General features: G+C 54.2%; 10 protein-coding genes. 6 read left to right on the plus strand and 4 right to left on the minus strand.

The window, feature by feature from the left end:
* The first annotated feature begins 28 nt into the window (after positions 1-28).
* The gene (gene otnI / locus LF95_RS05270; protein ID WP_073953992.1) at positions 29-817 is read left to right on the plus strand and encodes a 2-oxo-tetronate isomerase; all 789 of its coding nucleotides are present in this window, start codon (positions 29-31) and stop codon (positions 815-817) included.
* A 67-nt stretch (positions 818-884) separates the two neighbouring features.
* Here otnI and LF95_RS05275 read toward each other — a convergent pair whose 3' ends face one another.
* From LF95_RS05275 to LF95_RS05285, 3 genes are all read right to left on the minus strand, one after another.
* On the minus strand, positions 885-2,600 hold the full coding sequence (locus tag LF95_RS05275) for a methyl-accepting chemotaxis protein (RefSeq protein ID WP_073953993.1): 1,716 nt from the start codon (positions 2,598-2,600) through the stop codon (positions 885-887).
* A gap of 433 nt (positions 2,601-3,033) precedes the next feature.
* The gene (locus LF95_RS05280; RefSeq protein WP_073953994.1) at positions 3,034-4,347 is read right to left on the minus strand and encodes a glycerate kinase type-2 family protein; all 1,314 of its coding nucleotides are present in this window, start codon (positions 4,345-4,347) and stop codon (positions 3,034-3,036) included.
* Positions 4,348-4,436: 89 nt separating this feature from the next.
* Positions 4,437-5,234: a FadR/GntR family transcriptional regulator gene (locus LF95_RS05285; RefSeq protein ID WP_252509662.1), complete on the minus strand. Its 798-nt coding sequence runs from the start codon at positions 5,232-5,234 to the stop codon at positions 4,437-4,439.
* A 183-nt stretch (positions 5,235-5,417) separates the two neighbouring features.
* On the opposite strand from LF95_RS05285, the gene LF95_RS05290 reads away from it, so the two are divergent.
* The 4 genes from LF95_RS05290 (at position 5,418) to LF95_RS05305 (ending at position 8,291) form a co-directional block, all read left to right on the plus strand.
* Positions 5,418-6,218: an N-formylglutamate amidohydrolase gene (locus LF95_RS05290; protein ID WP_073953996.1), complete on the plus strand. Its 801-nt coding sequence runs from the start codon at positions 5,418-5,420 to the stop codon at positions 6,216-6,218.
* Positions 6,219-6,228: 10 nt separating this feature from the next.
* Positions 6,229-7,389 (plus strand): carboxylate-amine ligase, encoded by a 1,161-nt coding sequence (locus LF95_RS05295; protein WP_073954861.1) that lies wholly within the window; start codon positions 6,229-6,231, stop codon positions 7,387-7,389.
* 119 nt (positions 7,390-7,508) lie between these two features.
* Complete coding sequence (locus LF95_RS05300) at positions 7,509-7,754, plus strand: DUF2312 domain-containing protein (protein WP_007090950.1); 246 nt, start codon at positions 7,509-7,511, stop codon at positions 7,752-7,754.
* A 93-nt stretch (positions 7,755-7,847) separates the two neighbouring features.
* Complete coding sequence (locus LF95_RS05305; RefSeq protein ID WP_073953997.1) at positions 7,848-8,291, plus strand: MmcB family DNA repair protein; 444 nt, start codon at positions 7,848-7,850, stop codon at positions 8,289-8,291.
* A 78-nt stretch (positions 8,292-8,369) separates the two neighbouring features.
* Here the strand turns inward: LF95_RS05305 and LF95_RS05310 are convergent, their stop codons facing one another.
* Complete coding sequence (locus LF95_RS05310; RefSeq protein ID WP_073953998.1) at positions 8,370-11,852, minus strand: indolepyruvate ferredoxin oxidoreductase family protein; 3,483 nt, start codon at positions 11,850-11,852, stop codon at positions 8,370-8,372.
* A gap of 359 nt (positions 11,853-12,211) precedes the next feature.
* On the opposite strand from LF95_RS05310, the gene LF95_RS05315 reads away from it, so the two are divergent.
* Positions 12,212-12,643, plus strand: a complete 432-nt coding sequence (locus LF95_RS05315; RefSeq protein WP_073953999.1) for a VOC family protein — start codon at positions 12,212-12,214, stop codon at positions 12,641-12,643.
* Positions 12,644-12,673 lie beyond the last annotated feature (30 nt).

Here is a 12,673-nt window from a genome sequence, read left to right on the forward strand (position 1 = left end):
TTCATCATCCCGGAAAGGGGACCGTGCCATGCCCCGGTTTTGTGCCAATCTGTCATTTCTGTTTGCCGATCTGCCTTTTGAAAAACGTTTTGCTGCTGCGGCGGCAGCGGGATTTTCGGGGGTGGAATATGTTGGCGCCTATGACATGCCAATGGCTGATATTAAACGCCATCTTGATGAAAACGAGTTGAAACAGGTTTTGTTCAATCTGCCGCCGGGGGATTGGGACGCCGGGGATCGTGGTCTGGCCTGCCGACCGGGCCGGGAGGAGGAATTTCGCGATTCCGTTTTCAAGGCGCTGGATTACGCCACCACGCTTGATTGCGATATGATCCATTGCATGGCGGGCAACATGGCAAAGGGCGAAGACCCTGGCGAACTGGCCCGGCTTTATTGTGATAATCTGCTTTATGCCGCAGACGAGGCAGCCAAGGCAGGCGTAACGGTTTTGATCGAGCCGATCAACGGCGTTGATATGCCGGGCTATCTTCTAAACTCTGTCGAGCAGGCGGCGGTTATCCTTGACCAATTGGATCATTCGTCCTTGGCTTTGCAGTTCGATATTTACCATGCCCAGCTTGTGGGGGGTGATATTGCATCCCGCCTTGCCAAGCATTTTGATAAAATTCGCCATGTGCAAATTGCCGGTGTGCCGGGCCGCCACGAACCGGACCGGGGTGAACTTAACTGTTCGTTCCTGTTTTATTTGCTGGACCGGCTGGGATATGACGGCTGGATTGGGTGCGAATATAAACCCCAAGGCACAACCGAAGAAGGATTGGGCTGGTTGTCACCCTGGCAGGGAACGGCATCCTGAAAATTTTGCCGTGTTCGTAAGTTAATGGCCCGGCCAGGGAGGGATTAACTCCCTGACCGGGCGTTTGTCAGGCGGCGCGCACACAGGTCAGGAAGGTATCGACTTGTGCTTTCAAATCGTCCGCCTTGGTCGTCAGGTCCCGTGCGACATCGCTCACCTGTCCGGCAGCTTGTTCGGTATTTCCGACCGAATTTCGGACTTCTATGATATTGGCGCTGACATCGTTGGTTCCGGTCGATGCCTGCTGGATATTGCGGGTGATTTCCTTGGTTGCGGCATCCTGTTCTTCCATTGCCGATGAAATGGCCACGGTGATTGCATTCATTTCGTCAATGGTTTTGGTGATCGACTGGATGGTGCTTACCGCCGTTCTGGTTTCGGTCTGGATACTTTCAATTTGCTGGCTGATCTCGCCGGTTGCCCGGGCTGTTTCATTGGCAAGTGCCTTTACCTCATTGGCCACAACCGCAAATCCCTTTCCTGCTTCACCCGCGCGCGCGGCCTCGATCGTGGCATTGAGCGCCAGCAGATTGGTTTGCTGGGCAATATTTGAAATCAGGCTGACCACTTCTCCCACCTTTTGGGCGGCGATCACCAGGTTTTGCATCTGATTGTTGGTTGTTTCGGCCTCTTCGACAGCACGTTGTGCGGTGGCGGAAGAATGCGAAATTTGTCGGCTGATTTCGTTAATCGAGGAAGAAAGTTCTTCGGTGGCGGTGGCAACGCTTTGCACATTGGCCGAAGCCTGTTCGGAAGCGGCAGCAACGGTAGCTGCGCGGTGGTTGGTATTGTTTGCCGTATCAAGCATCGATGTGGCTGTATTGCCCATTTGGGATGCCGAAGACACAACAGCGGTTAATACCTGGGCAATCACCGTGTCGAAATCCTGTGTGGCCTGTTCAATTTTTTTGGCTCGTTCCTCGCGTTCTTTGCTTTGCTCTATTTCACGGGCGGCGAGTTGATCTGCCTTGATCATGCTGTCCTTGAAGATTTCCAGGGCCGTTGCCATTTCGCCAATTTCGTCGCCCCGGTCCGTGTCGGGGATCTCAATGGTTTTGTCACCCGATGAAAGGACCCGCATGGTTTTTGTCATCCGGATAATCGGGGACGCGATGGCACCGCCAATGATGAAGGCCATGCTTGTGCCAACGGTAAGCGCAATCACAACGCAGCCGGCAATCATGGCATAGGCAAAGAAGACCGTGCTTTGATTTTGCGCCTGTCGGATATCAAGCAGCTTTGCCTCGGCCTGATGGATTTCGTTCATGGTCGCCCGGAATTTATCCAAATAGGCCTTGCCCTGAGCTTTGCCAACCAGATCGGATAGTCCGTCCATTGTTATAATGCCACTATCATTGCTGGTTTGATTGGTTGCAATATCGCGCCGGATATTGATCATCGGCTCGGTGACATTGGCTTGCCAATCTTTGAGGATTTTTTCTGCTTCTGTCAGGCGGGCGACTTGTGCCGGATTATCGGACACAATCTTTTTCAGGCTGTTTATTTGAGAATAAACGTTTTTCTCCCCTTCTTCATAGGGGGCCAGAAAATCGTCCTTTCCGGAGAGAAGATATCCGCGCATCCCGGTTTCCATATTGATTGCGGATGCCGTGACGCTCTCCACATCAATCAGGACCTTGTTGGTATGTTCGACCCAGTTGCTTGTCGAGAGCATCGAGCGAATGGCGAAGATGGAAACGCCTGCCAGTAACAGCAGAAATATCAAAGGACTTAGTATACCGACCAGTACTTTGAGTTTTAGCCTGACATTGTGTAATGACATGAGGGCCTCCTCTATAATTGCAGCCGAAATGTTGCAGAGCGAACATGGGAAATCGTTCTCGCGTGGTGCGAGGTTTTTGGCATACGCATGTAGAAAGCAGGGGTTATTCTACTATGGATTGAAATTAAATTTCAGATCCTATTTTTTCATGTATGATGAAATGATGGGTTCTTTGGTTCTGCTTTTGGCCTCGGGGCGGAAATTTTCAACCTGATATAACTTTGGTAAAAATGATTTCTAGTCAGCTAAGACTTTCAAAAAGACCTTCGCCTGATGAATGTGTTCTTGCTGGCAGAATTGATTGCAAATTATGAAACCAACCCTCCCGTATAGGTTTAGATCATAACGCTGATGGATATTGTGTGATAAATTCGTGAAGGATCTTCCCGGCAGGCGTGTGCCGGGGGCTATATGATCCGTTAAGGCAGGGGTGTTAAAAAATCAGAATGGCCCGAAAATCGTTCACGTTCGTCAGTGTCGGGCCGGTGACGATCAGGTCATCAAGCTTTTCAAAGGCGCTATAGGCATCGTTGCGATCCAGATGGTCGGCAAGGTCGATTTTTCTATCCCGGGCTTTTTGCCAGCTATGTTCATCCATAATCGCGCCTGCATTATCCTCGCTGCCATCAATGCCGTCGGTATCAATGGCAAGGGCGGCAAAGCCGGTTTCGTCGCGCAATTGCAGCAACAGCGACAGCATGAATTCGGCATTGCGACCGCCCCGGCCGCCATCGCCGCGCACGGTTACGGTTGTTTCCCCACCCGATAGCAGGATGCAGGGTTTTTGTGCCGGTTGGTCGTGCGTTGCCACCTGCCGGGCAATCCCGGCGTGCATAATGGCAATTTCGCGCGATTCCCCCTCGATGGCATCGCCGAGAATAACCGTATTCAGGCCCATATCCTGTGCTGTGCTGGCAGCGGCCATCAGGGAATCCTGCGGGCGCGACAGCATGACGACATCATTGTCGTTAAAACAATCGTGACCCGGCTTGACGGTTTCATGCTCAGGGTCCGCCAGCAGCTTATTCGCTGCCTCGGGCAGGGCAATGTCATAGCGTTTCAGGATGGCAAGGGCATCTTGTTGCGTTGTCGGGTCGGGAATAGTTGGGCCGGATGCAATAATGGCCGGGTCATCACCGGGCACGTCAGAAACCAGGTAAGTGATCATTTTGGCCCGGGACCCGGCCAGGGCCAGCCGCCCGCCCTTGATCGCGGAAAGATGTTTGCGCACGCAATTCATTTCGGAAATGGTGGCACCGCTTTTCAGCAGGGCCTTGCTGATCGCCTGTTTGTCCTCCAGGGTAATGCCCGGAGCGGGCAGGGCCAAAAGGGCCGACCCGCCCCCGGAAATCATGCAGACAATCAGGTCATCCGGCCCGGCATTTTGCGCCATTTCCAAAATGCGCCCGGCGGCCTTTTGCCCGGCTTCGTCCGGTACGGGGTGGGATGCCTCGACAATTTCGATATGCTCACATGGGGCGGCGTGACCATAACGCGTGACAACAAGGCCGCATAACCGGTTCGCAATATCCTTGCTGCCATTTTCCTTTATCCAGCATTCCTCGAAGCTGCGCGCCATATGTGCCGATGCCTTGCCCGCGCCAATGACGATGGTTTTCCCCTTGGGTTGTTCGGGCATATGACGCGGGATTTGCACAGCCGGGTCAGCGGCCACGAGCGCGGCAGTCATCAGCTTCTGCAAAATCTCGCGCGGTGATGCGGACAGGCTGTTGTGCTGCAAGGTCATGGGCGGGGCTCCGGTCTGTTTGTCTGTCCTGATCAGGTTGCTTGGGGCAAGGGGATTTGCAGATGTCGGCCATTGGCTTATCCGCTTGCTCAGTCTTTGGCTGCCTTCGGGTTACGTTCGGTAACATGATTGATGACGGCCCCCAGATGTTCATACATCGCCTGTTCGGCGCGGTCCGGGTCCCGGGCGGCGATGGCATCGATAATGGCGCGGTGATGGTTCTGGACCATGTTGTCAAATTGCGGTCCGGCAAAGATATGAAACCGGATTTCATCAAGGGCTGTGTGCAGCACATCGTGCAGCATTTTCATCAGGTGATAATAAATGATGCTGCCGCTGGCGCGTGCAATCATCATATGCAGGCGGTGGTCATCTTCGGTGCGGTATTTGGCAGCCCGGCGCGGGTCGTGCACCTGTTGAAAGGTGGCGCGCAATTCGGCCAGTTGTTCATCGGTGGCATTTTCCGCCGCCCGGCGGGCCGCCCAGGTTTCAAGGGTGCGGCGCAGTTCCATCAGGTCAGCCAGATTGGTAATCGACCCACGGACAAGGTCGGTCATCGCGACATCCATTTCAATGCCGGTGGAGGATAAAAGCTCCGTCCCGCCGCCTTGCACGGCCCGCAAATAACCGCGTGTTTTAAGTTTTTGCAAAGCCGCGCGCACCGACACCCGGCTGACATTCATGTCCTCGGCCAGCTGCCTTTCACCGGGCAGGCGTTCGCCAGGTAAATAATCCCCGGCGGCAAATCGGGCCAGCAGGGTATCGGCAACCCGGTCGGCAACGCGCTTTGGGCGCTCGTTTTCGCCTGAATGGGCGTTTGGGGCGGCAGGCTGGTCCGGCGTTGGCTGCATGGGAAACGGGTTCTCCGTCATCTGTCCACGGGGCATTCATGATTCATTGGTCATACCACTTTACGTCAAGTGGCGGCGAAAATGAATTGATTGCTGGCGTCATATCCAGTGACTTGCCAGAATTCCGACAAATTGCTAGGCATTTGATAAGAATTCCAGACGCTCTGGCGCGTTCATCTGCCAGGCGATTCATTTTCAAAAAAATTCAGGAGACACCGCGTGAGCCACCATCCCGCGCAACTGCTGTGCAGTGAAGATCCCGCCCCGTTTGAAATCATCAATGATGAGGGGGCGGGGCATGCGCTGTTTGTGTGTGATCATGCCTCGCGCGCCATTCCCAAATCGTTGGGCACGCTGGGCCTGCCCGAGGCAGAACGCAAACGCCATATCGGCTGGGATATTGGCGCGCGCAAGGTGACGGAAATTCTGGTCAAGCGGTTTGACTGCCCTGCAGTATTGTGCGGTTTTTCGCGTTTGGTGATTGATTGCAATCGCCAGCTTTGGGACCCGACAGGCATGCCCGAAATTGCCGATAAAACCGTTGTGCCGGGCAACCAGAATGTGTCGCCAACCGAACATATGAAGCGCATTCGTGAAATCTTTCTGCCCTATCACTGGGCGATTGAAGAACGTATTGCCCGGTTTCATGCCCATAAAATCGCGCCGGCCATCTTGGCAATTCACAGCTTTACCCCGGTTTTCCAGGGTTTTGAACGCCCGTGGGAAATTGGCATCCTGTGGGATCAGGATGGCCGTATTCCACTGCCACTTTTGGAAAATTTGCGTCGCCGGAACCCGGATCTGACCATTGGCGATAACGAACCCTATTCGGGCCGCCACATGGCCGACTACACCATTGATCACCATGCCGAAGCGGCCAATCTGCCGTGCGTCTCGGTTGAAATTCGTCAGGACCTGATTGATACTGATGATGGTTGTGAAAAATGGGCGGGTATTTTAGGGGATGCGCTGGAAAGCATCCTGGCGGACCCGAACCTCTATAAACTTCGGAGGGACTGAATTGCCCGCAATATCGCGCAAGGAACCGGCATTTTCGATTGGTATTGAAGAGGAATTCTGGCTGGTTGATCGCGAAACGCGCGATGTTGCCACCGACCCGGCAGCAGACTTTTTAAAGGATTGTAAGGCGGAACTGGGTGACCATGTTTCAAGCGAGTTCATGCGCTGCCAGGTCGAGATTGGCACCAAAGTTTGCCAAAATGCGGCCGATGCCCGCGATGAACTTACACATATGCGGTCGGTTTTGTGTGAGGTTGCCGGGCGCTATGATATGGCGCTTTTGGCGGCATCGACACATCCCTTTGCCCATTGGGACAGCCAGAAACACACCGAAGGCGAACGCTACAGCACCATTGCGCGCGATTTGCGCACAGTAGTGGAACGTTTGCTGATTTGCGGCATGCACGTTCATGTCGGGATCGAGGATGATGACCTGCGCATCGAACTGATGGCGCAGGCGGCTTATTTTTTACCACATCTATTGGCCTTAACCACATCATCGCCGTTTTGGCGCGGGCGTGATACCGGTTTGCAAACCTTTCGCCTGTCGGTGTTTGATAATTTGCCACGCACCGGCCTGCCGGAGGTTTTTGGCTCCTGGGCGGAATATCGCCGCCATGTTGATATGTTGATCAATGCCGGTGTGATCGAGGATGGCACCAAATTATGGTGGGATTTGCGCCCCAGCGACCGCTGGCCGACCCTTGAAATGCGCATTGCCGATGTCTGCACCAATCTGGAAGACGCGATTTGTGTGGCCTCTATCACGCGCTGTATTTTGCGCATGCTGTATCGTTTGCGCCACAATAATCAACGCTGGCGCATTTATGCCAATATGCTGATCCGGGAAAATCGCTGGCGGGCCTGCCGCTATGGCAGCACTGATAGCGATAATGGAGGGCTGATTGATTTTGGCCGGGGCGAAATTGTGCCCTATGCCGATTTGCTTGAAGAAATTCTGGAGCTTGTCCGCCCTGATGCCGAATATTTTGGCTGTGTTGCCGAAATTGAACATGCCCGCCGGATTTTGCAACGTGGCACCAGTTCCGAACGTCAGCGCAATATCTATAACGCGGCCATTGAACGCGGGGTAAGCCCGCGCGATGCTCTGATCGAGGTGACGGATTATCTGATTGCGGAAACCAGCCCTGTCAGGACAACGGCGATTTAGGCGTTTATTGGCGCTCTGAAGGCTTGTCATCATTTGGTGCTTTGGGTATCGTCGCGCCGCATTGAAATTTCGCGTTTCGGACATCCGCAACGCACCCGCATATCATCGGAGATCAGAGAATGACCGAAGTCGGAGGAATTGCAGCCGACCAGCTCGCATCCTATGTCGAGCGTATAGAGCGCCTTGAAGAAGAAAAGGCCAACCTGATGGCCGATATCAAGGAAGTTTACGGCGAAGCCAAAGCCCTTGGCTATGACGTGAAAATCCTGCGCCAGATTATCCGCCTGCGCAAAATGGAAGACCACGAACGCACCGAACAGGAAGAAATCCTGGAAGTGTATAAACGCGCGCTGGGAATGAGCTAACTCTCTGCTGCCATATCCTGACAGCGGGAACTGATAAAAGGGCGTGCTGATAACAGCAGGCCCTTTTTTTATGAATTGCCGGAGTATTGGACTATGACCCGATCCCGCCCTGAAATTACCGCCGAAGTGACCGAAGGCGTTTGCAGGCTTTTGCATCATCATAACATGGCCTGCATCACGGAATTGCGGTTGGGAAACGGGCGGCGGCTGGATGTTTTGGCCTTGGGGCCGAAGGGAGAACTGTGGGCGGTGGAGGTCAAATCATCGGTCGAGGATTTTCGTGTTGATGCCAAATGGCAAACATATCGCGATTATTGCGACCGGTTTTTCTTTGCCGTGCCAATGGAATTTCCCCGTGATTTGATCCCGGAGGAAGAAGGGCTGATTGTGGCCGACAGGTTTGAAGCCGCGATTGTCAGACCGGCCGAAGATTTCAAGCTGAATGCGGCACGCCGCAAAAAGCTTCTGATTGATTTTGGCCGGTTATCCGCCGGGCGGTTACGCGGTGACGACAAGACGGATATGCTGATTTCCTGATACTGGATATTTCCGCAAGACAGAAGAAAACGCCGCAGCAAAAGGGATGCTGCGGCGTTCTCGTGATCAGGGCGGGTGTTATTCCGCCGCCTGCAGATGCTCTGGTGGATTATGGAACTGGTTGCGCAGTTCCTCTTCACGCTGTTTGACCTTGGCAAGATTGGCATCTTTGATGTGGCCATAGCCGCGAATTTGCTCCGGCAGGGCCAGAAGCGCCCCGGCAATGCGGATATTGTCGTGGTTTAACCCTGCCAGCACTTCATCGACCAGGTCTTCATAGTGCGTGATCAGGGCGCGTTCGGTTTTGCGTTCATGGGTTTTGCCAAACGGGTCCAGAGCGGTGCCGCGCAGGAACTTGAATTTTGCCAAAACGCCAAAGGCCGACATCATCCACGGGCCGTACACCTGTTTTTTCAGGGTGCCGCTTTCGGCATCCCGGCTGGCAAGGGCGGGCGGGGCGAGGTGGAATTTGATTTTGTAATTCCCGGTGAAGTTCTTGCGCAGTTTTGCCTTAAACGCCGGATCGGTATATAGCCGGGCGACTTCGTATTCGTCCTTATAGGCCAGCAATTTGAAGTAATATTTTGCCACAGCCCTGGCGAGGTGATCCTGCCCGTCACCCAGTTTCTTTTCAGCCTGGGCAACCTTTTGTACCAGTGCCTCAAAGCGGTTGGCATAGGCTGCGTTCTGATACCCGGTCAGGAATTTTTTGCGTTTTTCCACCATGTCATCAAGGGTTGTGGCAATCGGATGGGCCTGCTTTTCCTCTGGCCCGACCACATCAATGACTTTTTGCGGATCATGGGCAAACAGGCGGCCCCAATAGAAGGACTGCTTGTTCATATCAATCGCGACACCGTTAAGCTCGATGGCCTGCATCAGGGCTTCTTCGGTAATCGGGATCAGGCCGCGCTGCCATGCCACACCCAGCATGAACAGGTTAGTGGCAATTGAATCGCCCATCAGGCGGGTGGCAACATCGCTGCCTTCTACAAAGTTTACGGCATCGTGGCCACAGGCATCCAGAATGGCCTTTTTATGCTCGTTGCTTTTCAGCTCGAAATCCGGGTTGCGGGTAAAGGCACCGGTGATGGTTTCGTGGGTATTGATCACCGCCTGGGTGAAGTTGCGGCGCATTTTTGCCAGCCCCTCGAAGCTGGCCGCGACCAGCAGGTCACAGCCCAGCACCACATTGGCTTCACCCGCCGGAATGCGCGCAGCGTGCAGTTTTTCCTGACGGTCGGCAAAACGGATATGGCTGACAACGGCCCCGCCTTTTTGCGCCAGGCCTGCCATATCCAGCCCGACAATCCCTTTGCCCTCAATATGGGCGGCCATGCCCAAAAGGGCACCAATGGTAACAACGCCGGTACCGCCCACGCCGGTAACAAGAACCGACCACGGTTCGGTGAGCGCGGGCAGGGTTGGTTTGGGGAGAGAAGCAAAAACGGCATCGCCGTGATTATCCCCCTTGGCGGCGGCTTCGGGCTTGCGCAGGGCGCCGCCTTCGATGGTGATAAAGCTGGGGCAGAAACCATTTAGGCAGGAAAAGTCCTTGTTACAGGCCGATTGGTCAATGGCGCGTTTGCGGCCAAATTCGGTTTCGACCGGCACAACGGCAAGGCAGTTGGATTTTTCGCCACAATCGCCACAGCCTTCGCAGACCAGATCATTGATGAAAACCCGTTTGGGCGGGTCCACCATTAGTTTGCGTTTCCGACGGCGGCGTTTTTCCGCGGCACAGGTCTGGTCAAAAATCAGGATCGACGTGCCGGGAACTTCGCGCAGTTCCTTTTGGGTTTCATCCAGCGTATCGCGGTGGCGAATATCGACATTGGGGGCAAAATGGGCATCAATCGGGTATTTGTCCGGCTCGTCGGACAGGACGATAATCCGGGTCACACCTTCATCGGCCATCTGGCGGGTAATTTGCGGCACGCTTAACGGGCCATCCACAGGCTGGCCGCCCGTCATGGCAACGGCATCGTTAAACAGGATTTTATAGGTGATATTCACCCCCGATGCGACCGCAGCGCGGATTGCAAGCGAACCGGAATGGTAATAGGTACCATCACCCAAATTCTGGAAAACGTGCTTTGTGGTGGTAAAGGGGGCCTGACCAATCCAGGTGACACCTTCGCCGCCCATATGGGTGAAGGTTTCGGTGGAACGGTCCATCCAGTTGACCATGTAATGGCAGCCAATGCCGGCCATGGCGCGGCTGCCTTCGGGAACCTTGGTGGAGCTGTTATGCGGGCAGCCGGGGCAGAACCAGGGAATGCGCGCCACATCCGGGCGCGGTTCGGCGATTTCCTTTTCCTTTTGTGCCAGCCATTCAATGCGTTCGTGGATGTCATTGCTGTCAAAGAAACGGTTGATGCGTGCCGCCAGGACCTGGGCGATGCGGGCCGGTGTCAGTTCATCCATCGAGGGCAAAATCCATTCGCCCTTTTCATCGAATTTGCCAATCACCGTCGGGCGCACATCTTCACGCCAGTTATAAAGCTGTTCCTTGACCTGGTTTTCCATCACCGCGCGTTTTTCTTCAACAACGATGATTTCTTCCAGTCCCTTGGCAAATTCGCGCACGTCATCACGGTTTAGCGGCCAGCTCATGCCGACCTTGAGCACGCGAATTCCAATATCGGCGGCATCCTGTTCGGAAATGCCAAGGTCATCAAAGGCCTGCATGACATCAAGATACGCCTTACCCGTGGTGATAATGCCCAGGCGCGGGGTCGGGCTGTCAATCACAATACGGTTCAGCTTGTTGGCACGCGCATAGGCCAGGGCGGCGTAAAGCTTGTATTTCATCAGGCGGTGTTCCTGTTCCTTTGGCGTGTCGGGCCAACGGATGTGAACACCCCCTTCGGGCATGGAAAAATCGGGCATAACCGGGCTGACCCGGTCTGGTGCCACGTCAACTGCGGCAGAACTTTCGACCGTTTCGGCAATGGTTTTCATCGCCACCCAGCAGCCGGAATAGCGGCTCATGGCCCAGCCATGCAGGCCGAAATCGATAATATCCTGCACGCCTGACGGGTTTAAAACCGGGATTTGCGCATCGATAAAGGCATATTCGGTTTGGTGGGGTAGGGTGGATGATTTGCACGAATGGTCGTCCCCGGCCAGAACAAGCACACCGCCATTGCGCGATGTGCCCGCATAATTGGCATGTTTGAAAACATCACCAGAGCGGTCCACCCCCGGTCCTTTGCCATACCACATGCCAAAAACGCCGTCATATTTGGCATCAGGATACATATTAACCTGCTGGCTTCCCCACACCACGGTGGCGGCAAGGTCTTCATTCACCCCGGCCTGAAATTCGATCTGTTGTTTGGTCAGGAATTTTTTGGCGCGCCATAATTGCTGGTCAAGGCCACCCAGCGGGGAGCCACGATAGCCCGATATGCAGCCCGCCGTGTTCAGGCCCGCGCGCGCATCCATTTGGCGCTGCATCAGGGGCAGGCGTACAAGGGCCTGAATGCCTGTCAGGTAAATGCGGCCTTCTTCCAGGGTATATTTGTCGTCCAGGGTAACTGCTGCCAACTTAGCCATGCTGATGACCTCTCTGGTCTTTGTCTCTTGCGGGGAAGCCTCTTGGGTTTTCGCATTTTTATTATTTAATATGGGTCGTAAGGCGGTGCTGCGAAATGCCCGTTATTTTGACTATAATGGTAATGAATGCTGACCTTTTTTCAATCACTGTCGCAGTGCATTCATCAAAACGCCCGATTGCACGGGTTGACGTAACGTCAACTTGTTATTTGCTTATTCCGGTACCGATTTACGCGCAATTATATTGCGCTTCTTGTGCGTTGCGAAGTTGTTGAGCAGTGCGAGTCCGCCTTTGTATTTGACCATTGCGACCGTATCATCCGGCTATATCCGTTTATTTTTCTCAAAGGAGCTTTGAAATGGACCAACGCCTTAGTCTGGTAACACTCGGTGTGCGCGATCTTGCGGTTGCCCGGACGTTTTACGAACATGGGCTTGGCTGGAAAGCAACCAGCGCCGTGGAAGGCAAGGTCGTCTTTTATCAAATGAATGGCATGATTATCAGCTTGTTTGGCCGGGATGATTTGGCGAAAGATGGAAATTTTGCCGATGAGGGCGCCTGTTTTTCGGGCATTACACTAGCATATAATGCCCGCAACGAGGCCGAGGTTGATGCGGTGATGGCTCAGGCGGAAAGGGCAGGTGCGGTTATTCAAAAACCGGCAGAGAAGGTTTTCTGGGGCGGGTATTCTGGCTATTTTCGGGACCTGGATGGTCATCCCTGGGAAGTTGCCCATAACCCGTTCTGGAACATCACCGAAGACGGACAGATGGTGATACCGCAAGAGTGACTGCCCCAAAACGGGCCAGTGGGACGATGA

This window comes from Thalassospira sp. TSL5-1, assembly GCF_001907695.1.
In the GTDB taxonomy this organism is placed as follows: Bacteria; Pseudomonadota; Alphaproteobacteria; order Rhodospirillales; family Thalassospiraceae; genus Thalassospira.